Source organism: Mitsuokella multacida DSM 20544, from assembly GCF_000155955.1.
Classification (GTDB): domain Bacteria; phylum Bacillota; class Negativicutes; order Selenomonadales; family Selenomonadaceae; genus Mitsuokella; species Mitsuokella multacida.
On the sequence record NZ_GG697141.2, the window covers coordinates 937,172 to 961,686 of the forward strand.

Genomic DNA, 24,515 nt, shown 5'->3' on the forward strand with positions numbered 1-24,515 from the left:
GAGATGATCAGTGGAATAATATCATGACAATGCCGCCGACAGCCGGCATGCCGACGATGAAGACGCGCAACAGGCGCAGAGGGGCGAGATGCGTCATTTTTGCGCCGAACCAAGCGCCAATCATGAGGCCGGCGAGCGTCTGGATGAAGATCGGGAAGTCGAGGCGGCCGTTGAAGAGGTAGCTGAGACCGCCGGCCGCTGAGATTGGCAGAATGACCATCATGCAGGTGCCGATGGTCTGCAGCAGCGGCACGCCGAAGACGACCATGAGGGCGAGCTGGATATAAGCCGCTGCGCCGATGCCGAAGGCGCCGGAGAGGAAGCCCATGAAGATGCCGATGAGAATGCCGTAGATCCAGAGCTTGCGCCCCGTCAGAGGCTCCTGGCGTATCTTGATATGACGGCCGAGCCATTCGGCCTGGTACATCTTGATATAGAGCGTCACGGCACTCGAGGCGAGCATGAAGCCTGTGATGGCGCTGAGTATATTGGAAGGCACGATATTGGAAAAGTTGGCGCCGAGGTAGGCACCCGTGATGCCGCCGAGCCCCATGATGGCGCCCGTCTTGACGAGGACTTCATGCTGGCGGAAGTGGCTGATCGTGCCGGACAGCATCGTGAAGACCATCGAGGCGAGGGCAACGGCGAGCGCCGTGTGGATGGGCACGTGGAAGCCGACGGTCAGCAGGGCAATCGTGACGCCGGCGCCGCCGGCACCGACAAAGCCAATCAGGGCACCGAGGACGAGCATGGAGGCAAACAGCATGAGGACCATCCTTTCAAACAAAAAAGCCAGGAGCGACTGCATCCTGGCTGTTATCTACAATGGTGACACCTATGGGATTCGAACCCATGAACCCGGCGTGAGAGGCCGGTGTCTTAACCGCTTGACGAAGGTGCCGATGGTGACGCCTATGGGATTCGAACCCATGAACCCGGCGTGAGAGGCCGGTGTCTTAACCGCTTGACGAAGGCGCCGTGGTGACACCTATGGGATTCGAACCCATGAACCCGGCGTGAGAGGCCGGTGTCTTAACCGCTTGACGAAGGTGCCACGTAACTGACTTGATTTATTATATTACAGCTCCTGCAATTTTGCAAGGCTTTTTTTGATTCTTTCCATGGAAATTTTTTTGCCGAGCAGAGAGAGGATCTCTGTAGCGCCGCCCGGCGTGACTTTCTGGCCTGCTGCGGCGATGCGCAGGACCCACATGGCCAGGCCCTTCTTGATGCCCTGCTCCTCGATATAGGCGTTGAGCTTCTCGTAGAGCGCGTCGTTGTTCCAGTCGGACTCCGGCACCTCTTCTAAGAGGGCCATCATGCCTGGCAGGAGCTCGACTGCCTTTTCCGGCGTGACCTTGTTGCGCTTGTTGACGTAGAGCTCCGCGTCGAAGGCCGGCTGCTCGCAGAGGAAAGCGATTTCCTGCGGCAGGTCGCCGAGGCGCTGGATGCGCGTCTTGAGCAGGGAAGCGAGGTGTGTCCAGCTCTGCTCGAGGTAATCTGGCAGCTCGCCTACAAATGGGCGCGCCATCTTGGCGAAGTCCTCGTCGCTCATGGCCTTGAGGTACTCGCCGTTGATCCAGCCGAGCTTGTCGTAGTCGAAGACGGCCGGGGACTTCGAGAGGCCCTCGAGGCTGAAGTGCTCGATGAGCTCTGCCATCGAGAAGATCTCCTGATTCGTCGTCTTCGGGTTCCAGCCGAGCAGGGCGACGTAGTTGACGATGGCGTCCGGCAGGTAGCCAGCCTTGACGAGGTCGTCGAAGCTCGTGGCACCATGACGCTTTGAGAGCTTCGAGATCGAGCCGTCTTCGTTCTTGCCCATGACCGGGGCGAGGTGGATGAAGGTCGGGACGTCCCAGCCGAACGACTCGTAGAGCAGGATGTACTTCGGCGTCGACGTGATGAACTCAGCGCCGCGCATGATGTGCGTGATGTGCATGAGATGATCGTCGATGACATTGGCGAAGTTGTAGGTCGGCATGCCGTCGCGCTTCAGGAGGACCTGATCCTCGAGCTCTTCGTTCTTGATCGTGATGTTGCCGTGGAGCACGTCGAAGAACGTCGTCTCACCCGTGAGCGGCATCTTCTGGCGGATGACGTAGGGGTCGCCGTTCTTGAGGTGCTCCTCGATGACCTCCGGTGCGAGGTTACGGCAGGTGCGGTCATAGCCGCCGAACTTGCCGGCCGAGTGATCCTCGTCTGGATTGCAGAAGCAGTAGTAGGCGTGGCCCGTCTTGACGAGCTCCTCGGCGTACTTCTTGTAGAGGTCCATGCGCTCGCTCTGGACGTAGGGGCCGTACGGGCCGCCGAGCGACGGGCTCTCATCCGGGACGATGTGGGCCATCTCGAGCGTGCGGTTGATGAAATCGACGGCGTCAGCGACGTAACGCGTGCGGTCCGTATCCTCGATGCGCAGGATGAACTGACCCTGCTGGGATTTTGCGTAAAGGTAGCCGTAAAGGGCTGTGCGCAGGTTGCCGATGTGCATGTAGCCCGTCGGGCTCGGCGCGAAGCGCGTGCGGACAGTCTGCTTAGTCAATGGAATTCCTCCTCTTTATATGAGACGTATGCATTGCGGAATATCTTTACAAAGTATACTACAGAACAGCTTGTGAGACAAGAAAAGACAAGGGGAGAGAGCCCCTTGCCTGATTGGTCGGTACGATTCTCTATGTCTTGATGGTTCACTTGCGTAGGAAGTTGTAGAGCGCGCGGTACATGAGCATGGAGCTCACAGCGCCCGGGTCCTCGTGGCCGATGCTGCGCTCACCAACGAGGCTCGCGCGGCCGCGGCGCGCAGCAATCGTCTTCGTGTAGTCCACGCCTTCCTTCGCGGCATGCGAAGCGTCCTGCAGGACCTCGAAGAGCGTCTTGCCCTCAGCGTTCTCCGGCAGGAAGCACGCGTGGATCGGGATCAGCGCGTCGAGCATGGTCTTGTCGCCCTTCTTGGCATGGCCGCGCTTCTCGATGCCAGCGATTGCGGCGCCGAGGAGTTTCTCGAAGGAAGCGACGTTGAGCTTCGTGTCCTCGTCGCAGACGGCTGCGGCCTTGATGAAGCCCGTGCCGTAGAGTGGGCCGGCGGCACCGCCGACGTTGTGAATGAAGGCCCTGCCAATCGTCTCGAGTACGGGGCCGGGCTTCGTCGTATCGTCCATCTCTTCGACGGCGTCCATCGCTGCCTGGAAGCCGCGGGTCATGTTGATGCCGTGGTCGCCATCGGCAATCTGCCGGTCGAGATCCGTCAGGTAGTCCTTCTGGGCGATGATCGCGGCGGCCACCGCGTCGAGTGCGTCTTTGATTCGTGTCATGTGAAAAACTCCTTTTTATTGCTCACGTAGTATCGATACCATGTATCGTGATAATCGTTAACACCAATGATATTCTATTATAACATGTGGCCGAAAAATCACAAGAGTGAATTGACAGAAATATGGGAGAACATAAACTCTTCCAACCTATAATTTTGAGGAAAAGTATTTGCCTATTTTTGCAGGAAAAAGTATAATAGCAAGAAAGAGATATAGTAAGTATGAATATTTGCTATAGACAGTATCTTGATCGGAAAGTGAGAATCATATGGAAATCAAGGATATGCGGTCATTCTATGCCATCGTGGAAGAGGGAAATATCAGTCATGCAGCACAGCGCCTCGACATCGCGCAGCCGGCCCTCTCGCGCCAGATGAAGCGGCTGGAGTCGTCGCTTGGCGTGCAGCTCTTTGAGCGCGGCAGCCGGCGCATCCGCCTGACGGATGCCGGCCGCGTGCTGTACTCGCGTGTCGAACACATCCTCGGCATGGTCGACGGGACAGTGCGCGAGATCACGGAGATCGGCTCCGGGGTCGCCGGCTCAATCCAGCTCGGCACGATCACGACATCGGGCGCGCTGCTGCTGCCGGAGCTCATCACTGAGTTCCACCGCCGCTACCCGCAGGTCACGTATCAGATCTGGGAAGCGGAGGGCGCGCGCATCCTGGAGCTCCTCGACAACCGCGTCATCGAGATCGCCATCACGCGCACGCAGGTGGACTCGAAGGTCTACGAATCGATTGTCTTGCCGAACGAGCCGCTCGTCGTCGTCATGAACAAGGACCAGATCATCGGCGCATCCGACAAGGAAGTGCGCATGGAGGAGCTGCGCGACACGCCAATCATCATCCCGCTGCGCTGGCAGAGCCTCTTCGTCGCGAACTGCCGCAAGCTCGGCTTCGAGCCGCACATCGTCTGCGTCTCGGACAGCATCGTGCAGGACCTGCTGCTTGTCAAGATGGACATGGGCGCGGCCATCCTGCCGGTCTCCTCGCGCACGCTGCTGACGGACGGCAACCTTTACTACAAGAAGCTCGTGGCACCGGAGATGAGCACGCATACTGTCGTCGCCTGGCTCAAGAACCGCACGCTCTCCTCGTCGAGCGAGCACCTCATCAAGCTGTTCCGGGAGATGTTCCTAAGTGAGCCGCAGGCATCCGATAAGAAGCTTGTTTGAAAGCAATTAGAATCGAATTAATTTGTTCGGGAGCCCTTTCTTTTTGGGCTGACCTGCTATATAGTAGAGATATATTAAAAAATATATCTCTTTTTTTCTTATCTTTTGTTTGCTGACATGGAGGGAATCTCATGGATAAACCAGTTCGCATCTTTATTGTAGAAGATGAGCGCCGCATCGCGCGTTTCCTGCAGATTGAGCTCGAGCATGAAGGGTTCGAGACGGAGATTGAAGAGAACGGCACGCGCGCCTATGAACGCATCATGCAGGGCAACTTTGACCTCGTGCTGCTCGATGTCATGCTGCCGGGCATGGACGGCATGACCATCTGCAAGCGCGTGCGCGAAGTCTCGTCGCTGCCCATCATCATGCTGACGGCTAAGGATGAGGTCGAAGACAAGGTGGCGGGCCTCGACATCGGTGCCGATGACTACATGACGAAGCCCTTCGCCATCGAGGAACTCATGGCACGCATCCGCAATGCCCTGCGCAAGCACGTGCCAGACAATGGCGGCGTGCCGCTTGAGGAGCGTCTGCAGGTCAAGAATCTCGTCATGTACCCGAAGCGCTATGAGGTCGAAGTCGACGGCGAGACGGTTCATCTGACGAAGAAGGAATACTCGCTGCTTGAATATATGATGCGCAACAAGCGCACGGTCCTCACGCGTGACCAGATCCTCGAGAAGGTCTGGGGCTACGACTACAGCGGCGATACGAATGTTGTCGATGTCTACATCCGCTACCTGCGCGCCAAGCTCGATGATCGCTTCCACGAGAAGTACATCTACACGGTGCGAGGCGTAGGGTATGCGGTCAAGGAGTAAGTGGGTCCGCAGGAGCCCCTTCTGGCGCATGAAGATCTCGACGAAGATCACGGGCCTTTATGGGGCCATCCTGCTCGTCGTGCTGCTTTTAACGAGCGCCATCATGGGCCTCGGCATCTACTTCTCGTTCTACCATGAGGCGGAGACCGAGATCCACCTCGCGATGCAGAACGTGCAGAAGGGGCTGGCTTCGTCGCGCAGCCTGCAGGAATTCCTGGTCCAGGGCGACATCGTCCCGCCGGGCGTCGTGATCCGCGTGACCGACCTGACGGGGCGCGTCATCTACGAGAACGACTCGCATTACCCGTCGCTCGACACGGTGGAGGCGCATCGCGTGAAGGATCCGCCGTTCTGGGCGGCCAAGGACATGGAGGTCGTCGAGTTCAACCGCTTCATGATGTACTATACGTCGATGGATGTGGCCGACCACGGCCAGATCTATCAGATCCACTTCTTCCGCACGATCACAGCGGAGAAGAACTTTCTCGTGGATCTCCAGAGGCTGCTCTTCCTCATCACGATTGCGGGCTTCCTCGTCGCGCTCGTTGCCGGCTACTTCCTGAGCAACAGGATACTCCAGCCCATCCGCAACCTCACGCAGACGGCACGCAAGATCGAGGTGGAGCGCATGGACAAGCGTATCGAGGTGCCGCCGGCCAAGGATGAGATGGCGGAACTCGCGCTGACGTTCAACCACATGCTCGACCGCTTGGAGCGCGGGTTCCAGCAGCAGCAGCGCTTTGTCTCGGATGCCTCGCATGAGCTCAGGACGCCGGTGACGGTCATCCTCGGCTACTCAGACCTTCTCGCGCGCTGGGGCAGCTCTGACGCGAAGATCCTCGAGGAGGGCATCTCGTCCATCCGTTCGGAGGCCGAGGACATGCAGGACCTTATCGAGAAACTGCTGTTCCTCGCGCGTGCCGACCAGAAGCGCCAAGTCCTGCACAAGGAGAATGTCCATCTCGACGAGCTCGTCGACGATGCCGTGCGCAAGATGAAGCTCGTCGCCAAGCAGCACACGCTGCGGCTCGAGGCCAATGAGCCGGGCATCATCTATGCGGATCCGGCCACGATGCGCCAGATGATGCGCATCTTCCTCGAGAATGCGGTCAAGTACACGCCGGAAGGCGGCCACATCACGGTCGCCTCGCGCCGCCTGCCCGAGAAAGAGGCCATGCAGCTGACGTTTAGCGATGACGGTATCGGCATTGCCGAGGAGGACCAGGGCAAGATCTTCGAGCGCTTCTACCGCGCGGACAGTTCGCGCACGAAGAAGGCTGGCAGTGTCGGCGGCACGGGTCTCGGCCTTTCGATTGCGAGCTGGATTGCCGAGCAGCACGATATCGATATCGCGGTCGAGAGCGAGTTCGACAAGGGGACGAAGTTCATCCTGACCATCCCGCTGTCACATGATGGCGAATCGCATAGCGACGCATGACAGGCATGAAAAAGCGGCCACGGGGAATTTTCCCGTGGCCGCTCTTTTATTGCGCTGCATGTATGCTGCTGTCAGTGGAACAGGCGTCCGAAGAGGTGTTTCTTCTCGTTCGAGGCAATGTTGCGGACGCTGAGCTCGTCGGCCCCGTTGAAGAAGATATCGGGTTTGGCGATGCTTTCGACCCACTCCTCCGAGTAGATTGGCTTGTCCATGAGCAGGGAGCTGACTTTCTTGCGGATGACCTCGAGTGCGGCCGGATCATCTACGTTCAGAGCAGCGGCGAGGAGCTGCCCAATCTTCTCCATGTCCTTTTCCTTCAGAGAGCGTGTCGTCGGATTGAGGCTGGAGAGGCGCAGCACAGGATGGGCTGGCTTGCGCTCCTCTTCATCCGGCAGGCGGGCCGTCTTGACGAGGAAGCCCGCGCGGTGCAGGTGCTGCTCAATCTGCTGTGGGTCGGCGTCCTTGGGCAGGGCGGCGACGACGAGATGGCAGTCTGTGCCATTGCCCCATATGGAGATGCCATTTTCTTGCAGGGCTTTGCTCAGGGCACGCGCGTTGGCGATGACCTGCTGCCCATAATAGCGGAAGGACGGCTCGGAGGCCTCGCGCAGCGCGACGGCGAGGGCTGCGAGGCGGTTCTTGTGCAGGGCTGAGTGGCCGTTGTCGATGACGGCGCGCTCAATCGTCTCGGCCAGCTCTTTCTTGCAGAGGATGATGGCGCCCTCCGGGCCCTGCAGTGAGTCATTCGTCGGGAAGGTCACGACGTCGGCGTCATCGACGGGCGACGGCATGAGTCCGGCGGCGACGAGGCCGACGTTCTGGCCGATGTCGACCCAGAGCAGTGCGCCGGCATCGTGGGTGACCTTTGCGAGGCGCTTCGTTTCGATGGCGAATGGGAAGCTCGTCGGAGAGAAGATCACGATTTTCGGCTGATGGCGCGCAATCTGTTCATCGAGCTCCTGCCAGTTGATGTCGCGGTTCTCCCAGTCTGCTCCGAAGATGGCAAAGCGGTAGGAGAGGCCATGGCAGAGCTCCTGCTTGCGGCCGTTGAACGAGAGGACGGGATTGCCGGATTTCAAGAGCGCCTTGAAGACGACGCGTGAGGCGGCACTGATGCTGTCGAGACGCACGATGGCGTGTTCCGCATGGAAGCACTTGAGCGCGCGTTCGACGGCCATGCGCTCGAAGCGACCCGTGCGGCTGATGCCGTGGTAGTCGGTGCTGACGTTGGCGAGGATGCTGCCCTCGAGGTAGGCGGCGAACGGTGATTCGGCATTGACGGTCGGGATCAGCGACAAGGTGAAGCGCTGCTCTTCGACTTCGTCCTGGAATTCGGCGAATACTTCTTCATCGAGCTTTTTGAGTGTGCTCAGTAATTCTTCTCTGTCCATATAATTACCTCACTTTTGTGGTATTGTTTTTTGTTGGTGGTGCTGAGTGCCATCAGAACGGCCAGACGAGTGGGATGATGACGGTGCAGACAATCATCGAGACGACGACGAGCGGCAGGCCGACCTTGACGTAATCCATGAAGCGGAACTTGCCAGGGCCGAGGATGAGCGTGTTCGGCGGCGTGGCGACCGGCGTCGTGAAGGCGCAGGAGGCGGCGATGCCGATGGCCATGAGTACGGGGAACGGCGAGACGCCGATGGACTGGGCAATCGAAATGCCAATCGGTGCGAGCAGTGCTGCGGCGGCCGTGTTGGACATGAACTGCGTGAGACCGCAGGACAGCAGGAACATCGCCATGACGATGATGAGCGGCGAGGCGTTGCTGCCGATGATGCCGACGACGCCGTTGGCGATCATCGCGCCGGCGCCCGTCTTGTCCATCGCCTCGGCGAGCGGCAGCATGCCGGCGAACAGGAAGATGGTCGTCCAGTCGATGCCGCCGTACGCCTGTTTCTCACTGAGGCAGCCGGTGATGACGCAGGCAAGGGCGCCGATGATGGCGGCCGTCTGCATCGGCACGTTGATGGTCTTCGAGAGTGCCATGGCGATGACGACGAGGATGAGGATGATGGCGCAGATGGTCATCTTGCGCGTGTCCTTCGGCAGGTCAGACGTCAGGTCGCTGAGGTTGCTGTCGACGTGGCCGTGCGGGCAGAGCCGGCGGCCAATCGTCAGCATGTAGATGACGCCGGCGATGGACAGCGGGATGCCGATCCAGGCGAATTCGAAGAAGCCGAAGGGCTGCAGGCCGCTCGCAGAGAGCGTCGCGCTCATGAGGATGTTCGGCGGTGTGCCGATCATCGTGATGGTGCCGCCGACGTTGGCCGCGACGGCCAGGGCCATGAGCTGCGGCGAGATGGCGAGGCGCGCGACGGCGCAGATCTGCACGACGACCGGCAGCAGGCAGGCAACCGTAGCTGTGTTCGAGGAGACGGAGGACAGGATGATCGTGACAATCATGATGGCGGCCATCAGGCGTTTCTCTCCGGTGCCCGCCGCATGGACGACGGTGATGCCGATGCGCTGGGCAAGGCCCGTCTGGAACATCGCGGCGCCGATGACGAACATGCCGGCGAAGAGCACGACGGTGGAGTTTGACAGACCGGAGAAGACTTGTTTCGGCGTCAGTACGCCGAGCAAACCGAGGGCAATCGATGCGCCCATTGCTGTGACGGCAAGCGGGATGAGCTCGGTCACAAAGAAAAAGGCGGCTACCCCGAGGACAATCAGGGTCAATACTGCTGGATCCATTCAATCAGGCTCCCTTCTTCAATCGCATCCAAAACAGGAAATTCAGTTTATAGTATATTATTTCGTCGTAAATCATCGTTTTCCTTTTTGGATTTTGGGGAGATAAAAAAAATACCATCTTTCTTGAAGAAAGATGGCAGGGATGGAGAAGCTGGGGCAGCAGGTCATCCGTTATCTGTTTTCCTGCGGTAGAGGGCGACGATTGCGCGGGCTATGTACGGGAAGACCAGCATGATGAAGAGCAGGCGCGTGAGCTGGTAGGCGACCATCGTCGAGCTGTCCGCCCCGACGACGAGTGCCGTGATTCCCATCTCGGTCAGGCCGCCGGGGGCCGTGGCAAGAAAGGCTGTGGCAAGATCGGTGCCAGTCACCTCCGAGATGATGCAGCCCATGCCCATGCTGACCAGGAGAACAAGCAGGACCCCGCCGAGCAGGACCTTGCCCATGCCGTGGTATTGATGCAGGCGCGTGAGATCGACGCTGGACCCGATGTAGGCGCCGACGAGGACCTGAGCCGCGTTGATGTAATGGACTGGGACGACGGGGGCGGCTGTCCCTGTGATGACGACGAATGCGGCAGTGCTGAGGATGGGCCCGAGCATCGGTGCGGTGGGCAGATGGATTTTCTTGGCGAGGACGGCGCCAAGCACGGCAACGGCGGCATAGGTCAGGATTTCGGCGAGTGAGCCTGCTGCGTGGACAGCTGTCCCAGCGGATGCAGCCGCATGACTGCTGCCCGCAAGCACATGGATTGTCAGGAAGGGGATGACAAAGACGACAGAGAGCATGCGCAGCGTCTGCATGATCGTGACGGCTGTGAGATCGGCGTCGCGGATCTCGTCGGCGAGGATGACCATCTGCGAGAGACCGCCTGGCACGCAGCCGAGCAGGCAACTCGTGAAGTTGATCTTGGTGTGGCGAAACATGAGCCAGGCGGTGAGGACGCCGGCTGCGACCGTGATGCATGTGGCGGTGATCATCAAGGGAAATTGGGCGAGGATGGCACGCCCCGTCTCTAAGGTGAATGGACGTCCCATGGCGTAGCCGAGCAGGATGAGTGCCGTATTGCGGATACGCAGGGACCAGTGGAACGGCCGTTTGCGGATGAGAGAGCCGAGCGCGACGAAAACAATGGGGCCGAGCGTCCAAGGCAGCGGGGCATTGAGATACGTCATGGCGATGCCGCCGAGAATAGACAGGATCAAGGTCTTGCAGTATTCCATAAAAGTCTCCAGTCTTCTGAATGTGTGGATTGTGTGAACCGATTATCGGCAAATTCCGATGGACTCAGTATACCATATCCAGCAAACCCAGCAAATCACTGCCTGTTAGGGGGCATGGCTCTGGTACTTTTCTACTTTTTGCATACTTTTATGCGGAAGAGGCAGGAAGTCAGCCCTTCCTGCAAGAATAGTTTAAGAAATAATTCGGGATTACGGGATCATCAGAACGGAAGGAGATTCATGAGGATGAGGGTACTTGTCACAGGTGTAACAGGACAGCTCGGGCACGATTGTGTCGTAGAGCTGAAGGATAGAGGAATGGAAGTCCGCGGCGTGTCGAGCAAGGATTTCCCGCTGACGGATGCAAAGGCGATGCGGCGCGTCATGGCCGCCTACAAGCCGAACTGCGTCATCCACTGTGCGGCCTACACGGCCGTGGACCGCGCGGAGGACGATGAGGCAGCATGCATGGCCGTCAATGCAGAAGGCACGGCAAATCTCGCCAAGCTCTGCCGCGAGTTCCATGCCAAGATGGTCTACATCAGCACGGATTACGTGTTCCCCGGCGACGGTGATGCGCCGTACGAGACGGATGCGCCGAAGGGACCTCAGAACGTCTACGGGAAGTCGAAGCTCATGGGCGAGGAGGCCATCCAGTCCATCCTCAAGCGCTATTTCATCGTGCGCATCTCATGGGTCTTTGGCATCAACGGCAAGAACTTCATCCGCACGATGCTGCGCCTCGGTGAGTCGCACGCGAAGCTGACGGTTGTCGACGACCAGGTCGGCTCTCCGACGTATACGCGCGATCTCTCCGTGCTGCTCGCTGACATGATTCAGACGGAGCGATACGGCGTCTACCATGCGACGAACGAAGGCTTCTGCTCGTGGGCGGAGCTTGCTGCAGAGGTCTTCCGCCAGGCCGGCATGCCCGTGGAGGTCACGCCCGTGCCATCCTCGGCCTATCCGACGCGCGCCGTGCGGCCCAAGAACTCCCGCATGAGCAAGAATAGCCTCACAGAGGCGGGCTTTGCACTGCTGCCGCGCTGGCAGGACGCCGTCGGCCGCTACCTCATCGAGCTCGAGAGCATGAAGGAGCAGAGAGAAGCCCTGGCGGAATGAGCATATTACAGAGCATGTCCTTTGAGCGTGTACATCTCTTTGAGATGTACACGCTTTTTATGTCACTGGAATACAGAGTACGCGTATAAAAAACAAATTACGGGAAAAGTATTGCATCCCGCCACTGTTTAGTGTATACTAACATATGTATTTTTGAGAGAAACGAAAAACGTTTCATGGCGCCTTTGGCGTCTAAAGCGTTCCAAACGTTCTGCAAGGGGGATTCATATGTTCCATAAGATTGGTAAGAAATACCGAGAGACAGCGCTCATCAAGCTGATTGCTGCTGGTCTCGTCATCGGCATCATCATCGCGCTGGCTGCGCCGCAGGCTGTACCGGCCGTCGCGGTGCTCGGCGATCTCTTCGTCCGTGCCCTCAAGGGCATCGCACCGGTCCTCGTCTTCGTGCTCGTCATGAACGCTCTGGCTCAGAAGAATTCGGATGCCAGTGCTGCCATGAAGCCAATCGTGCGCCTCTACATCTTCGCGACGTTCTGCGCTTCGCTCGTCGCTGTCGCCTTCTCGTTCGCCTTCCCGACGGCCCTGCATCTGCAGGTCGCCGATGCGCAGCTCGCGCCGCCGTCCGGCATCATCGAAGTCCTGCACAACTTGATTCTTTCGGTCGTCGACAACCCGATCCATGCGCTGGCAACGGCGAACTACATCGGTATCCTCGGCTGGGCCTGCCTTGCCGGCATTGCGCTGCACTCGGCCAGTGACACGACAAAGGATATGCTCAATGACTTCGCGAAGACGGTCACGAAGATCGTGCAGTGGGTCATTCGCTTCGCACCGTTCGGCATCATGGGCCTCGTCGCCAATGCTATCGGCACGAACGGCCTCGGCGCCCTGCTCGGCTACGTCCAGATCCTCGGCGTCCTGCTCGCGGCCTTCTTCTCGGTGGCCCTGATCATGAACCCGCTGATTGTCTACCTGCACATCCACCGCAACCCGTACCCGCTCGTCTGGACGACGCTGAAGGAGAGCGGTCTCTACGCCTTCTTCACGCGCAGCTCGGCGGCCAACATCCCGGTGAACCTTGATCTCTGTGAGCGCCTCGGCCTCGATGAGGACACGTATTCCATCTCCATCCCGCTCGGTGCGACGATCAACATGAGCGGTGCGGCCATCACGATTGCCGTGCTCTCTCTTGCCGCAGCGCACACGCTCGGCATCAGCGTCGATCTGCCGACGGCCCTGCTGCTCTGCCTCGTCTCGACCGTCGGTGCCTGCGGCGCTTCGGGCGTGGCCGGCGGCTCCCTGCTGCTGATCCCGGTTGCCTGCGCATCGTTTGGCATCGGCAACGACATCGCGATGCAGGTCGTCGGTGTCGGCTTCATCATCGGCGTCATCCAGGATGCCTGTGAGACGGCCCTCAACAGCTCGACGGACGTGCTCTTCACGGCGACGGCTGAGTTTGCCCAGCGCGCCAAGGAAGGCAAGCTGCGCGACGAGGACATGGTCCCGCACAGCAACTGATGGTTTCGCTGATTCAAAGTGAACACAAAAATGCGACCCAGATTCCTGGGCCGCATTTTTTAGTTGGATATATGATTATTTGCGGATGATCAGCGCCATGAAGACGAGGTCTTCCGTCTTGGAGGTGTTCTTGATGCCGTGAGTCTCGCCGTCTGGGCAGAACGTCGTCGTGCCGGCGCCAATCTCGACCTCTTTGCCGTTGTCGTTGTAGAGTGCATGGCCGGAGAGGATGTGGTACGTCTCGGTGTTGCCGACGTGCTGGTGGACGCCGATGCCGCAGAGCGGCGGGACGATGACTTTCGCGTACATGTCGCATTTGCCGTCGAGCTCTGCTGGCGTCAGGAGCTTGACGATCGTGATCGTGCCGATGCCTTTCTCGGCCTGTCCGGGTGCTGGTTCAATGAATGCCATGATAAACTCTCCTTTTCGCGAATCGATGCCTTGCCGCAGCGCGGCAAGTTTGTTACAATGGATATACAATTTATAGTTTCTAGATAAATGCGGGGATTCCTCTATGTGGATGGGATTTGCGCTTTATTTTTTTGGAGGATGCGATATGGTTTATCTCTTGAAATTCGGGGCCAGCTGGGTATTGCCGCCCGGCATCTTCATCCTGGCGCTCTTTGTCCTTGCCTGGTGGCTCTGGAAGAAGCGCGGGGAGAAGCGGGCGGCGGCCGTCCTGTTCGCGCTGACCTTTGCCTTCTATCTGCTCTGCACGGGCCTCGTCGCGGAGAAGACGATGGGCTGGCTCGAGTCGGCCTATCAGCCGCCCGAGCGGCCGGCGGGCGATGTCATCATCATGCTCGGCGGCGGCGCCTACAGCGACACGCCGGATGTCGACGGCACGGGGACGCTCTGCGCGAGCCCCGCGAGCCGCCTGTTGACGGCCGTGCGCCTGCAGCGCCAGCTCGATGTGCCGATCCTGCTCTCGGGCGGGCAGGTCTATGAGGACACGGGGGCCGAGGCGAAGATCGCCAAGCGCGTGCTCATGAGCCTTGGCGTGCCGGAGGACAAGATCCTGACGGAGACGCGGAGCATCAACACGAGCCAGAACGCCCGCTTCTCTGCTGAGATCCTGCGCGAGAACGGCCTCTCGCATCCAATCCTCGTGACGAGTGCCTTCCACATGAAGCGCTCTGTGTTGAACTTCGCGAAGCAGGGTGTGGCGGTGGAGCCGTTCCCGACGGACTACATGGTCGCGCATCATCCCGTCTTCCACTACACGAAGCTGCGCCCGCAGACGGAGGCGCTCTTGGACAATGTGACGGTGCTGCAGGAGACGCTGCGCACCTTTGTGACGAGGTATCTGGAATGACAAAGAATCTGACAGAAGGCTCGCCGGCCAAGCTGATCTTCTTCTTTACGATGCCACTGATTGCGGGCAATATCTTCCAGCAGCTCTACGCCTTTGTCGATACCTTGATCGTCGGCCGCTTCCTCGGCGTCAATGCCCTGGCCGCCGTTGGCTGCACGGGCGCGCTGATGTTCTTGATGCTCGGCTTCGTCATCGGCTTCTCGACGGGGCTCTCCATCTACACAGGCCAGCGCTTCGGCGCGCGCGACGAGGAGGGCGTGCGTAGGAGCGCAGCGGCTTGCGCCGTGCTCTCGCTCTTTGCCTCCATCGTCCTGACGGCTGTCGGCGTGCTGCTCTGCCGCCAGCTGCTCATATGGATGCAGACGCCGGCGGAAATCCTCGACGGGGCGTACTCCTTCATCAGCCTGATCTACGCGGGCATCACGCTCTTCGTCTTCTTCCAGACGCAGACGAACCTCATCCGCGCGCTCGGCGACAGCAAGACGCCGACGATATTGCTCGCCTCGGGGCTCTCGCTCAACATCATCTTTGAGCCAATTGCGATCCTCGTCTTTGACTGGGGCATCCCGGGTGCCGCGCTCGCGACGCTCGCCTCGCAGGTCTGCGGCAATCTGCTCTGCCTCGTCTTCATCCTGCGCAAGGTCCCCGCACTGCACGCACATCGCCATGACTGGCGACCGAACCTCAAGTTCTACTGGGAGCACCTGCGCATCGCCCTGCCGATGGGCTTCCAGTCGAGCATCATCGCGATTGGCGCCGTCATCCTGCAGGTCGCGCTCAACGACCTCGGGCCGCTCGCCGTCGCGGCGTATGCGGCGGCGCAGAAGATCGAGTCCATCGCGATGATGCCGATGATGTCGTTTGGCATCGCGATGTCTGCCTACACGGCGCAGAACTACGGCGCGCGCAAGTTCGAGCGCATCGGCGAGGGCGTGCGCAAGTGCTGCTACATGTCAGTGGCCTTTGCTGTGCTCGCCGGCGCGGGGCTCATCTTCTTCGGGCCCTCGCTCATGCACCTCTTCGTCGGTGACGGCGCGCAACAGGTCATCGACTTTGGCCACGAGTACCTGATCGTCAACGGCTCGTGCTACTGGATCCTCTCGTTCCTCTTCATCTTCCGCTACACGCTGCAGGGACTTGGTCAGAGCGTCGTGCCGACGATCGCGGGCATCATGGAGCTCTTGATGCGCACGGCGGCGGCGCTTTTCCTCTGCGACTGGCTCGGCTACCTCGGCGCTTGCCTGGCCAACCCGATGGCCTGGATCGGTTCCTGTGTGCCGCTCGCCATCGCCTTCTACTGGACGCACCGGAGTTTCAAGAAAAAATATCACCTTGCTTGAGCCCCTTTTTGCAGGATTTGCAGGATTCAGGCAATTTCTGTCGAAAAGGAACTACAACAATAAACCAATAGTTGAAAAAGGGATTCAGGAAGGGATGGATTCAAAATGTATCAGGATGAGTACAAACGCTGGGCGGCTGCCGACCTCTTGGACTTCGATCTGAACAAGGAGCTCAATGACATCGCCGGTGATGACGAGGCCATCAAGGACCGCTTCGCTGTCGCTCTGGAGTTCGGCACGGCCGGTCTGCGCGGCGTGCTGGGCGCCGGCACGAACCGCATGAACATCTGGGTCGTTCGCCAGGCAACGCAGGGCGTCGCTGACTGGGTCAAGACGCAGGGCGGCACGCAGACGGTCGCAATCAGCTACGACAGCCGCCTCAAGGGGTGGAACTTCGCGCGCGAAGCCGCCGGCGTTCTCGCGGCAAACGGCATCCACGTGCGCCTCTACGAAGAGCTCATGCCGGTGCCGGCCCTGAGCTTTGCGACGCGCTACTACCACTGCAACGCCGGCATCATGATTACGGCCTCGCACAATCCGGCGCAGTACAACGGCTACAAGGCATACGGCCCGGACGGCTGCCAGATGACGGATGACGCAGCTGCTGTCGTCTACGCATCCATCCAGAAGACGGATGTGCTGACGGGTGCCAAGCACATGAGCTTTGCGGAAGGCGTCGAGAAGGGCCTGATCCAGTTCGTCGGCGAAGACTGCAAGGATGCGTTCTACGCGGCCATCGAGGACCGTCAGGTCCGTCCGGGACTCGCGAAGACGGCCGGCCTCAAGCTCGTCTACTCGCCGCTCAACGGCACGGGCCTCGTACCGGTCACGCGCGTGCTCAAGGACATCGGCATCACGGACATCACCATCGTGCCGGAGCAGGAGTACCCGAACGGCTACTTCACGACCTGTAGCTATCCGAACCCGGAGATCTTCGAGGCACTCGAGAAAGGCCTCGAGCTCGCCAAGAAGGAGCAGGCTGACCTCATGCTCGCGACGGACCCGGATGCTGACCGTGTCGGCATCGCGATGAAGTGCGCCGATGGCAGCTACGAGCTCGTCTCGGGCAATGAGATGGGCGTGCTGCTGCTCGACTACATCTGCCAGGGCCGCATCGAGAAGGGCACGATGCCGAAGAATCCGGTGGCCGTCATGTCCATCGTCTCGACGCCGCTCGCCGACAAGGTAGCCGAGCACTATGGCGTGGAGCTGCGCCACGTGCTGACGGGCTTCAAGTGGATCGGCGACCAGATCGCACAGCTCGAAGCAGCTGGCGAGACGGACCGCTTCATCTTCGGTTTCGAGGAGAGCTACGGCTACCTCGCTGGCCCGTACGTCCGCGACAAGGATGCTGTCGTCTCCTCGATGCTGATCTGCGAGATGGCGGCGTACTACCGTTCCATCGGCTCGTCGATCAAGCAGCGCCTTGAAGAGATCTACCAGCAGTACGGCCGTTACTACAACAAGGTCGATGCCTTCTCGTTCCCAGGCCTCTCGGGCATGGACAAGATGAAAGGCATCATGGTCAGCCTGCGCCAGAATCCGCCGACGGAGTTTGCCGGCAAGAAAGTCGTCGAGACGATTGACTACGCTGAGCCGGAGAAGACGGGCCTGCCGAAGGCAAACGTCCTGATTTACAAGCTCGATGACGGCGCGACTGTCGTCGTGCGCCCGTCCGGCACGGAGCCGAAGATCAAGACGTACTTCACGACGCTCGGCAAGGATCTCGAAGAAGCCAAGGCAGAGAAGGACAAGCTCGCAGAGGCAGTCAAGCCGCTCTTAGCATAATCCTCACATAAGAGAATATTCACAGAATAAGGGATACATGGTATAATAAAGTCGTATGGAATCAACGACCTGCTGCCGGTATCCCTTTCCTGTGCAAGTATAGGCAATTGCAGTGGAAAGACTGCAGCAGAACAAGAAGAGGAGTGTTAGAACATGAGTTTAAAACTGAAATCCGGTTTTACGTTCGACTACGACAATCTTTACGGTGAAGGCAAAGTCACGGAAGCGGACCTCAAATCCTACGAAGAAGACCTCAAGAAAGCACATGAGGCGATGAAGGTCATGCGCGAGACGGGCTTCATCCGCGCGCATCTCTCGAAGGATGGCGAACCGGAAAAAGTCCTGTTCTCCCAGCTGCCGTATGTCGAGGAAGGCCATCTGAACAGCCCGAACTCTTTAAAGCACCTGCAGGAGCTGACGGATCACGTCAAGGACAACGTCGATGTCGTCGTCTCGATGGGTATCGGCGGCTCGTACCTCGGCGATAAAGTCCTCTTCGACGTGCAGTGCGGCGCTTACTGGAATGAGCTTCCGAAGGAAGAGCGCAATGGCTTCCCGAAGGTCTACTTCAGCGGCAACAACATCGACCCGCGCAGCACGGGCGACCTCATCCATCACCTCGAGAACGAGTCCAAGATCCTCCAGTATCATGAGAAGCGCAATCTCAAGGTCCTGCTGCTCGTCATCTCGAAGTCTGGTGGCACGCTCGACACGATGTCGAACTTCATGGTCGTCTACGACGCCCTGCAGAAGTTCCCGGGCATCGACGTCGAAGTCGTCGCGGTCACGGACCCGAACATGGAGAACCAGACACTCCTCAAGAAGCTGGCTATCGAGAAGGGCTGGCCGCAGTACGCTGTACCGGACGGTGTCGGCGGACGTTTCTCCATCTTCTGTGAAGTCGGCCTCTCGCTGGCTGCCTGCATCGGCTTTGACATCAAGAGCTTCCTCGACGGTGCCAAGGACATGGACAAGGCCTGCCAGAACGACGATATCTGGCAGAACCCGGCCATGCTCAACGCAGCGCTGAAGTTCGCTGCTTCGGAGAAGCACGGCCGCGACATCGAGGTCATGATGCCGTATGGCGATTACCTCAAGTCCGTCTCCGAGTGGTACATCCAGTTGCTCGCAGAATCCCTCGGCAAGCAGTTCAACAAAGAGGGCAAGGAAGTCTGCTACGGCCGCACGCCGCTCGTCGCTGTCGGCACGACGGACATGCACTCCCAGACGCAGCAGCATCAGGAAGGCAAGCTCAACAAGGTCGTACAGTTCGTCAAGATTGAGAACTGGGCAAACGACCTCGAGATCCCGAATGTCTTCCCGGAGGCCAAGAAGCTGGCTGACATCTCCGGCGTCACGATGAGCGAGGCCCTCGAGGTCGCCCGCCAGTCGAACGCCGATGCGCTCGCATCGAACAAGCGCTACAACGCATGCTTCTCGCTGCCGGAGCTCAATGCTTACCACCTTGGTGAACTCCTCTACATGCTCGCCATGAGCGTTGCCTACGAGGGCGAACTCGCTGATGTCGATGCCTTCAACCAGCCGGGCGTCGAGTCCTACAAGCGCATCATGGGACCGAAACTCCAGGCACTCAAGGCTGCAAAGGCTGCAAAATAAACAAGATATACCCGAGGCTTATCTGTGGCAGACACAGACGCAGTCAAAGGCACAGGAAAGGCTCTGTCCGTTTGGCAGAGCCTTTCTTCATTACAGTTGAAGTCAGAATAATGAAAATATAAAATACAAAGAGGGGAGGATGACGATGCACGTCGAGCCGAAGCATATCGTCACTGGTGCTGTGATGACAGTCCTGCTCGCGCTCTTCCTGTTCTGGCAGGGGGATGCGGACGGCATGGACCAGCAGCCCGTGCAGATGGAGCAGGGTGCGTCGGATGGCAGATCGCCTGATCAGGCGGCCAAGAAGCAGATGGCTGCGCGCTACGAGAAGATACGCGGCATGGAGAGCCAGGTGGCCATCGAGGACCTGCGCAATCCGTTCTCGCCCGCACATGAGAAGCGCGGTGAAGCTGTAGCTGAGCCGACAAAGAATGAGGCGCTGCAGGGGAAGGCTGCTCCATCCAAGAAACAAGAAGCAGCGCGGCAGCAGGTCGCACCGCTGCCGCAAGAGGCGGGTACTGCCGCTGAAGCAGGACGTGTGACAACGCCTGCTGCGCAGTCCGTACAGGCAGGGACAGATGGTGCGAAGGCCGTACTGGCCCTGCGCGGCATCGTGCAGGGCGGCGTGGAGCCGCTCGTCATCCTGTCGGACGGCAGGACGAGCCAATCGCTTGCGGTCGGCGAGCGCTTCCTCGCCTATGAGGTCGTCGAGATCGGCAGGACGGGCGTGCGGCTGCGCGGACCTGAGGGCGAGATATGGCTGACGATGGCCTCGTTCAGCTGAGCCGCATAGATCAAACGCATAGTTCGAGAGAGAAAAGAAGTAGAAAAGAGGTAGATGGGGAGAAGGAGGCCAGGCGATGAACAGTTGGAAACGAGGATGGCAGGCCATCCTGCTCGGTGCTCTGCTGCTGGGCAGCAGCTGGGCGGAGGCAGCGCCGATTGAGATGCAGGTCGTCGAAGGCGATGTGCGCTCGGTGCTGCTGTCGCTGGCGCGGACTGCACACGAGAACATCGTGCTCGACGACAGCGTTGCGGGGACGGTGACGCTACATGCGACGGAGGAGCCAGCGAAGCTCCTGCGCATGATCGCTGCATCGAAAGGGCTCGTGCTTATCAAGGAGGGCTCGACGTATCTCGTGACGACGATGCCGCGGGCGGATGCGCTGCGGAGCGTGCATGTCTATCCCGTGCGTCACGCGGATCCAGCAGATCTTGCGCACGCGGCTGAACTGTCCCTGAAGAGTGTTGCAGGGGATAAGACTGCGGATGGGCAGGAGACTGGCACAGCGCGCCGCGTCCTCGTCGACAGTGCGACGAACTCCGTGCTGTTCTATGGCACGGCAGCCGAGGCGGCCAACGTCGCGAAGGTCGTACAGCAGCTCGACCGCAAGCCGCGCCAGGTCTCGCTCGAGGCAAAGGTCCTGGCCCTCTCTAAGGATGCATCGAAGAAGCTCGGCGTTGAGTGGCAGTGGTCTTCTTTGCCGCAGTACCCGGATTTTGAGACGACGTACCGCCACAAGGGCTCGGCCAACGAAGTGCAGGAGAAGGAGATCAAGCGCCATACGCAGGACGGCACGGTGCCGGGCATCATCCAGTTTGGCCGCGGTCCGGAGGGCGTGCCATTCGAGTTCTACTACAGCGCGACAATCCAGGCACTCGTGACGCAAGGCAAGGCCAAGATGCTCGCGCGGCCGAACATCACGACAGTGCAGGGCAGGGAGGCGCTCATCAACATCGGCGGCGAGGTGCCCGTGCCGACGCAGTCTGTGACGAACAACACGACGACGACGACCTACACCTACCGGCAAGCCGGAATCATCCTGCGCTGCACGCCGCGCATCCACGAGGACGGCCGCATCACGGCGACGGTGCACACGGAGGTCAGCTCGCCGCTCTACGTCGAGGACATCAAGGCCTACCGCTTCCAGAACCGCAGCGCCGACACGACGGTCAGCCTGCGCGACGGCGAGACGATGGTCATCGGCGGACTCATCGGCAGCGATGAGTCGCGCACGCTCTCGAAGATCCCGTTCCTCGGCGACCTGCCCATCCTCGGCAGCTTTTTCCGCAGCGTGCGCCAGAGCCGCTCCGAATCCGAGATCATGATCTTCCTGACGGCCCATGTCATCCCCGACGCGGGCGCGACCTGAGGCGATACAGAAAGACGTGCAAGAAAGACGAAATCAGAAGCTTTGCGAAAAGTCATGCGGACTTTTGGACAGAGCTTCTTTTCTTTTGCATAAACATCCGTTATAATAAGAAGGTGATTACAATAAGTGAATGAGATTCGTAATTGATGAATGTTCAGGTTATAGGCGGGGGGATGAGCGTGCAGTATCCAATCCATATGGAGATTGCGGGACGCGTCTGCGTGGTCATAGGCGGTGGACGCGTCGCGGAGCGCAAGGCACACGTGCTGCTGCAGGCGGGCGCACATCTCATCGTCATCGCGCCGACGCTGACGAATCTCCTCTATCAGGAGGCCTCGACGGGCTGCTTCTTCTGGCTGGCCCAGCCGTATGAGGCGGGCTTCCTGCAGCGCGTGCGCCCGTTCCTCGTCTTCTGCACCGCAGACAATCGCAAGGTCAACCGCATGGCGGCCGAGGAGGCGCGTGCAGCACACGCGCTCGTCAACGTGGCCGACGAGCCGGGGCTCTCGGATTTCTTCGTGCCGGCAAGCATCCGGCGCGACCGCTTCCTGCTGACCATCGGCACGGGCGGCCTGAGTCCCGCTTTCTCGCGGAGCTTGCGAGAGCAGCTCGAGCAGGCCTTCCCGCCGGCCTTCGGGCTCTGGATTGAGAGGCTTTCTGCCATCCGCCAGGAGATGAAGGAGAAGCTGCCGACGAGCGATGACCGGCAGGCGTTCTGGCGCATGGCACTGTCGCGGGATATCATGGAGTTAGTCAAGGCCGGTCGTTTGAACCGGGCGGAGGTAATGATTCGACATGCAATTATTGATTTTAGGCCTAAATCATAAGACGGCACCGGTGGAGGTGCGCGAGCACTTCTCGATTTCCCGGCAGTCCGTCCGCGATGGCCTGGAAAATCTCAATGAATACGAGGGAATATCGGAGGCCGTCGTGCTCTCGACCTGCAACCGCAGCGAGATGTACGCCGTCGTCGACGATGCGAAGGAAGACATCGCGACGCTCAAGCAGTTCCTGTTCGACCTGACGGGCAACGATGAGGATATCGACGCTTACCTCTACTCGTTCGTCGACGAGGAATGCATCCGCCACCTCTTCAACGTGGCCTCGAGCCTCGATTCGCTCGTGCTCGGCGAAGGGCAGATCCTCTCGCAGGTCAAGGAGGCGTATGCGATCGCGCGCGAGGCGGGCACGACGAGCACGGTGCTTAACACGCTCTTCCACCGCGCCATTGCGACGGGCAAGCGCGTGCGCACGGAGACGCGCATCGCCTACAACTCGGTTTCGGTAAGCTATGCGGCAGTCGAGCTCGCGCAGGAAAAGCTCGGCTCGCTTTCCGCTTCGAATGCGCTGATCTTCGGCGCGGGCAAGATGGCCGAGCTCACGGCGCAGCACCTCGTCGCGCACGGCGTGCGCAAGATCTACGTGGCCAACCGCCACATCGAGAAGGCAGAGCAGCTGGCCGCGGAGTTCGGCGGCGAGGCCGTCCCGTTCGAGGGCGCGCTGAAGCAGGCGGTGGATGTCGATGTCATCGTGACGTCGACGGGTGCGCCGCACTACGTCGTCAAGCCCTGGGAGACGCGCCAGCTCATGACGAAGCGCAAGGGCAGGCCGCTTTTTTTCATCGACATCGCCGTGCCGCGCGACGTCGACCCGGAGGTCGAGAACATCAAGGGCGTGACGCTCTACAACATCGATGCCTTGGAGGCTGTCGTCGACGAACACAAGGAGGAACGGCAGCAGGAGGCGAAGCTCGCGCGTGCAATCGTGGAGGAGGAAGTGAAGTCCATCGAGGACAAGTTCCAGTACCTCTCTTTCCGCCCGCTGATGGCGCTGCTCTCGGAGCGCTGCGAGCGCATCCGCCTGCGCGAGATACGCCGCGCCTCGTCGAAGCTGCCGGACCTCACGAAGTCGGAGCGCCGGCAGATCGAGCACATGACGCGCATGATCGTGCGCAAGATCCTGCGCATGCCGATGATGAAGCTCAACGCTTCCGCCGGCACGCCGCAGGAAGCATTCTACATCGAGGCCATGCGGGCCTTGTTCAAACTGGACACCATAGGGGAGGCGGCGACGAGTGAAGAACGACACAATCGTTATCGGGACGCGAAGCAGTAAGCTCGCACTCTGGCAGGCGGACTATGTAGCGGATTGCCTTAGGAAGCGCTATCCAGAGCTGCGCGTCGAGAAAAAGCTCATGACGACGAAGGGCGACAAGATCCTCGACGCGCCGCTCGCCAAGATCGGCGGCAAGGGGCTCTTCACGAAGGAGCTCGAGCAGGATATGCTCGCAGGCGGCATCGACATCGCGGTGCACAGCCTCAAGGACATGCCGACGGAGGTGCCGGAAGGACTCGTCATTTCCGCCATCACAGAGCGCTTTGACCCGGGCGACGCCGTCGTGAGCCCGAAGTACAGAACACTTGAAAATCTGCCGCAGGGCGCGAAGGTCGGCACGTCGAGCCTGCGCCGCAAGGCACAGCTGCTGCACGCGCGTCCGGACCTGCAGATCTCGGACCTGCGCGGCAATGTCAACACGCGGCTCGAGAAGCTCGAGCGCGAGCACTTCGATGCCATCATCCTGGCCGTGGCCGGCCTCAAGCGCCTCGGCTTTGCTGACCGCATCACAGAGGTGCTGCCGCGCGAGATGGTGCTGCCCGCCGTCGGACAGGGGGCACTGGCCATCGAGACGCGCGAGAATGACCGTGAGGTCCGCAATCTCATCGCCTTCCTCAACGACGAGGCGACCGTGGCCTGTGCGAGGGCGGAGCGCGCCTTCCTGGCCCGCGTCGAGGGCGGCTGCCAGGTACCGGTCGGTGTCTATGCCGTGCCAGAGGCAGAGGGCCGCCTGCACGTCGAGGCGGTCATCGCCTCGCTCGACGGCGCGCGGCTCTACCGCGATGCTGCTGTGGGCAGCGCAGCAGAGGCCGAGTCGCTCGGCACGGCGCTTGCCGACAAGCTGCTCGCGATGGGCGGCATCGCAATCCTGCACGAGATCGGGCTGCTGCTCGACCGCAAGGCGTGACGGAGC

Annotated in this window: 21 protein-coding genes and 3 tRNA genes; 14 read left to right on the top strand and 10 right to left on the bottom strand. The window is 60.0% G+C overall.

Features of this window, described 5'->3' with window-relative positions; all coding sequences use genetic code 11:
• Nucleotides 1–7 precede the first annotated feature (7 nt).
• The 6 genes from MITSMUL_RS04420 to dhaL all read right to left on the bottom strand — a co-directional run bounded on the left by MITSMUL_RS04420 (nucleotide 8) and on the right by dhaL (nucleotide 3,308).
• Nucleotides 8–766, bottom strand: a complete 759-nt coding sequence (locus tag MITSMUL_RS04420) for a sulfite exporter TauE/SafE family protein (protein ID WP_040635894.1) — start codon at nucleotides 764–766, stop codon at nucleotides 8–10.
• 60 nt (nucleotides 767–826) lie between these two features.
• A tRNA-Glu gene (locus MITSMUL_RS04425) sits at nucleotides 827–901 on the bottom strand.
• A gap of 2 nt (nucleotides 902–903) precedes the next feature.
• Nucleotides 904–978: transfer RNA gene (locus MITSMUL_RS04430), tRNA-Glu, on the bottom strand.
• A 1-nt stretch (nucleotide 979) separates the two neighbouring features.
• A tRNA-Glu gene (locus tag MITSMUL_RS04435) sits at nucleotides 980–1,054 on the bottom strand.
• Nucleotides 1,055–1,078: 24 nt separating this feature from the next.
• Nucleotides 1,079–2,539: a glutamate--tRNA ligase gene (gltX, locus tag MITSMUL_RS04440; RefSeq protein WP_040635460.1), complete on the bottom strand. Its 1,461-nt coding sequence runs from the start codon at nucleotides 2,537–2,539 to the stop codon at nucleotides 1,079–1,081.
• A 145-nt stretch (nucleotides 2,540–2,684) separates the two neighbouring features.
• Nucleotides 2,685–3,308: a dihydroxyacetone kinase subunit DhaL gene (gene dhaL, locus MITSMUL_RS04445; protein WP_005840308.1), complete on the bottom strand. Its 624-nt coding sequence runs from the start codon at nucleotides 3,306–3,308 to the stop codon at nucleotides 2,685–2,687.
• A gap of 268 nt (nucleotides 3,309–3,576) precedes the next feature.
• On the opposite strand from dhaL, the gene MITSMUL_RS04450 reads away from it, so the two are divergent.
• The 3 genes from MITSMUL_RS04450 to MITSMUL_RS04460 all read left to right on the top strand — a co-directional run bounded on the left by MITSMUL_RS04450 (nucleotide 3,577) and on the right by MITSMUL_RS04460 (nucleotide 6,747).
• Nucleotides 3,577–4,485, top strand: a complete 909-nt coding sequence (locus MITSMUL_RS04450; RefSeq protein ID WP_005840309.1) for a LysR family transcriptional regulator — start codon at nucleotides 3,577–3,579, stop codon at nucleotides 4,483–4,485.
• Between the two features lie 131 nt (nucleotides 4,486–4,616).
• Nucleotides 4,617–5,309, top strand: coding sequence for a response regulator transcription factor (locus MITSMUL_RS04455; RefSeq protein WP_005840311.1), 693 nt, complete (start codon nucleotides 4,617–4,619; stop codon nucleotides 5,307–5,309).
• Entirely contained in the window at nucleotides 5,293–6,747 is a 1,455-nt protein-coding gene (locus tag MITSMUL_RS04460) for a sensor histidine kinase (protein WP_040635462.1), read from the top strand. The genes MITSMUL_RS04455 and MITSMUL_RS04460 overlap by 17 nt, the downstream gene beginning before the upstream one ends.
• A gap of 71 nt (nucleotides 6,748–6,818) precedes the next feature.
• Here MITSMUL_RS04460 and MITSMUL_RS04465 read toward each other — a convergent pair whose 3' ends face one another.
• The 3 genes from MITSMUL_RS04465 to MITSMUL_RS04475 all read right to left on the bottom strand — a co-directional run bounded on the left by MITSMUL_RS04465 (nucleotide 6,819) and on the right by MITSMUL_RS04475 (nucleotide 10,673).
• Entirely contained in the window at nucleotides 6,819–8,138 is a 1,320-nt protein-coding gene (locus MITSMUL_RS04465; RefSeq protein ID WP_005840315.1) for a PLP-dependent aminotransferase family protein, read from the bottom strand.
• A 52-nt stretch (nucleotides 8,139–8,190) separates the two neighbouring features.
• Nucleotides 8,191–9,450 (bottom strand): SLC13 family permease, encoded by a 1,260-nt coding sequence (locus tag MITSMUL_RS04470; protein WP_005840317.1) that lies wholly within the window; start codon nucleotides 9,448–9,450, stop codon nucleotides 8,191–8,193.
• 164 nt (nucleotides 9,451–9,614) lie between these two features.
• Complete coding sequence (locus tag MITSMUL_RS04475; RefSeq protein WP_005840319.1) at nucleotides 9,615–10,673, bottom strand: AbrB family transcriptional regulator; 1,059 nt, start codon at nucleotides 10,671–10,673, stop codon at nucleotides 9,615–9,617.
• Between the two features lie 246 nt (nucleotides 10,674–10,919).
• Between MITSMUL_RS04475 and rfbD the strand changes: the two genes are divergently transcribed.
• Nucleotides 10,920–11,795, top strand: a complete 876-nt coding sequence (gene rfbD, locus MITSMUL_RS04480; RefSeq protein WP_040635464.1) for a dTDP-4-dehydrorhamnose reductase — start codon at nucleotides 10,920–10,922, stop codon at nucleotides 11,793–11,795.
• Nucleotides 11,796–12,023: 228 nt separating this feature from the next.
• Nucleotides 12,024–13,274: a serine/threonine transporter SstT gene (sstT, locus tag MITSMUL_RS04485; protein WP_005840322.1), complete on the top strand. Its 1,251-nt coding sequence runs from the start codon at nucleotides 12,024–12,026 to the stop codon at nucleotides 13,272–13,274.
• 75 nt (nucleotides 13,275–13,349) lie between these two features.
• On the opposite strand, the gene MITSMUL_RS04490 is transcribed toward sstT, so the two are convergent.
• Nucleotides 13,350–13,685 (bottom strand): cupin domain-containing protein, encoded by a 336-nt coding sequence (locus MITSMUL_RS04490; protein WP_040635466.1) that lies wholly within the window; start codon nucleotides 13,683–13,685, stop codon nucleotides 13,350–13,352.
• Nucleotides 13,686–13,830: 145 nt separating this feature from the next.
• Here MITSMUL_RS04490 and MITSMUL_RS04495 point away from each other — a divergent pair, with 145 nt between their 5' ends.
• The 9 genes from MITSMUL_RS04495 to hemC all read left to right on the top strand — a co-directional run bounded on the left by MITSMUL_RS04495 (nucleotide 13,831) and on the right by hemC (nucleotide 24,509).
• Nucleotides 13,831–14,589, top strand: coding sequence for a YdcF family protein (locus MITSMUL_RS04495; protein ID WP_040635468.1), 759 nt, complete (start codon nucleotides 13,831–13,833; stop codon nucleotides 14,587–14,589).
• The gene (locus MITSMUL_RS04500; protein WP_005840328.1) at nucleotides 14,586–15,929 is read left to right on the top strand and encodes an MATE family efflux transporter; all 1,344 of its coding nucleotides are present in this window, start codon (nucleotides 14,586–14,588) and stop codon (nucleotides 15,927–15,929) included. Before MITSMUL_RS04495 ends, MITSMUL_RS04500 begins: the two co-directional genes overlap by 4 nt.
• A 105-nt stretch (nucleotides 15,930–16,034) precedes the next feature.
• Nucleotides 16,035–17,717 carry a phospho-sugar mutase gene (locus tag MITSMUL_RS04505; protein ID WP_005840330.1) on the top strand — a complete coding sequence of 561 codons (1,683 nt, stop codon included), beginning with the start codon at nucleotides 16,035–16,037 and terminating at the stop codon, nucleotides 17,715–17,717.
• 153 nt (nucleotides 17,718–17,870) lie between these two features.
• Entirely contained in the window at nucleotides 17,871–19,334 is a 1,464-nt protein-coding gene (locus tag MITSMUL_RS04510; RefSeq protein WP_005840332.1) for a glucose-6-phosphate isomerase, read from the top strand.
• Between the two features lie 139 nt (nucleotides 19,335–19,473).
• Nucleotides 19,474–20,118, top strand: coding sequence for a hypothetical protein (locus MITSMUL_RS04515; RefSeq protein WP_005840333.1), 645 nt, complete (start codon nucleotides 19,474–19,476; stop codon nucleotides 20,116–20,118).
• Between the two features lie 76 nt (nucleotides 20,119–20,194).
• Nucleotides 20,195–21,487, top strand: a complete 1,293-nt coding sequence (locus tag MITSMUL_RS04520) for a type II secretion system protein GspD (protein WP_005840334.1) — start codon at nucleotides 20,195–20,197, stop codon at nucleotides 21,485–21,487.
• 173 nt (nucleotides 21,488–21,660) lie between these two features.
• Entirely contained in the window at nucleotides 21,661–22,314 is a 654-nt protein-coding gene (locus MITSMUL_RS04525) for a precorrin-2 dehydrogenase/sirohydrochlorin ferrochelatase family protein (protein WP_211205210.1), read from the top strand.
• On the top strand, nucleotides 22,283–23,602 hold the full coding sequence (hemA, locus tag MITSMUL_RS04530; RefSeq protein WP_040635470.1) for a glutamyl-tRNA reductase: 1,320 nt from the start codon (nucleotides 22,283–22,285) through the stop codon (nucleotides 23,600–23,602). Before MITSMUL_RS04525 ends, hemA begins: the two co-directional genes overlap by 32 nt.
• Nucleotides 23,562–24,509, top strand: a complete 948-nt coding sequence (gene hemC / locus MITSMUL_RS04535; protein ID WP_005840338.1) for a hydroxymethylbilane synthase — start codon at nucleotides 23,562–23,564, stop codon at nucleotides 24,507–24,509. Before hemA ends, hemC begins: the two co-directional genes overlap by 41 nt.
• Nucleotides 24,510–24,515: the final 6 nt, after the last annotated feature.

Excerpts from the sequence above, each read along its gene's own strand:
- MITSMUL_RS04420 (WP_040635894.1), bottom strand. The coding sequence starts at position 766 with ATGCTGTTTGCCTCCATGCTCGTCCTCGGTGCCCTGATTGGCTTTGTC.
- dhaL (WP_005840308.1), bottom strand. The coding sequence starts at position 3,308 with ATGACACGAATCAAAGACGCACTCGACGCGGTGGCCGCCGCGATCATC.
- MITSMUL_RS04450 (WP_005840309.1), top strand. The coding sequence starts at position 3,577 with ATGGAAATCAAGGATATGCGGTCATTCTATGCCATCGTGGAAGAGGGA.
- MITSMUL_RS04455 (WP_005840311.1), top strand. The coding sequence starts at position 4,617 with ATGGATAAACCAGTTCGCATCTTTATTGTAGAAGATGAGCGCCGCATC.
- MITSMUL_RS04460 (WP_040635462.1), top strand. The coding sequence starts at position 5,293 with ATGCGGTCAAGGAGTAAGTGGGTCCGCAGGAGCCCCTTCTGGCGCATG.
- MITSMUL_RS04465 (WP_005840315.1), bottom strand. The coding sequence starts at position 8,138 with ATGGACAGAGAAGAATTACTGAGCACACTCAAAAAGCTCGATGAAGAA.
- MITSMUL_RS04470 (WP_005840317.1), bottom strand. The coding sequence starts at position 9,450 with ATGGATCCAGCAGTATTGACCCTGATTGTCCTCGGGGTAGCCGCCTTT.
- MITSMUL_RS04475 (WP_005840319.1), bottom strand. The coding sequence starts at position 10,673 with ATGGAATACTGCAAGACCTTGATCCTGTCTATTCTCGGCGGCATCGCC.
- rfbD (WP_040635464.1), top strand. The coding sequence starts at position 10,920 with ATGAGGGTACTTGTCACAGGTGTAACAGGACAGCTCGGGCACGATTGT.
- sstT (WP_005840322.1), top strand. The coding sequence starts at position 12,024 with ATGTTCCATAAGATTGGTAAGAAATACCGAGAGACAGCGCTCATCAAG.
- MITSMUL_RS04490 (WP_040635466.1), bottom strand. The coding sequence starts at position 13,685 with ATGGCATTCATTGAACCAGCACCCGGACAGGCCGAGAAAGGCATCGGC.
- MITSMUL_RS04495 (WP_040635468.1), top strand. The coding sequence starts at position 13,831 with ATGGTTTATCTCTTGAAATTCGGGGCCAGCTGGGTATTGCCGCCCGGC.
- MITSMUL_RS04500 (WP_005840328.1), top strand. The coding sequence starts at position 14,586 with ATGACAAAGAATCTGACAGAAGGCTCGCCGGCCAAGCTGATCTTCTTC.
- MITSMUL_RS04505 (WP_005840330.1), top strand. The coding sequence starts at position 16,035 with ATGTATCAGGATGAGTACAAACGCTGGGCGGCTGCCGACCTCTTGGAC.
- MITSMUL_RS04510 (WP_005840332.1), top strand. The coding sequence starts at position 17,871 with ATGAGTTTAAAACTGAAATCCGGTTTTACGTTCGACTACGACAATCTT.
- MITSMUL_RS04515 (WP_005840333.1), top strand. The coding sequence starts at position 19,474 with ATGACGATGCACGTCGAGCCGAAGCATATCGTCACTGGTGCTGTGATG.
- MITSMUL_RS04520 (WP_005840334.1), top strand. The coding sequence starts at position 20,195 with ATGAACAGTTGGAAACGAGGATGGCAGGCCATCCTGCTCGGTGCTCTG.
- MITSMUL_RS04525 (WP_211205210.1), top strand. The coding sequence starts at position 21,661 with ATGAGCGTGCAGTATCCAATCCATATGGAGATTGCGGGACGCGTCTGC.
- hemA (WP_040635470.1), top strand. The coding sequence starts at position 22,283 with ATGCAATTATTGATTTTAGGCCTAAATCATAAGACGGCACCGGTGGAG.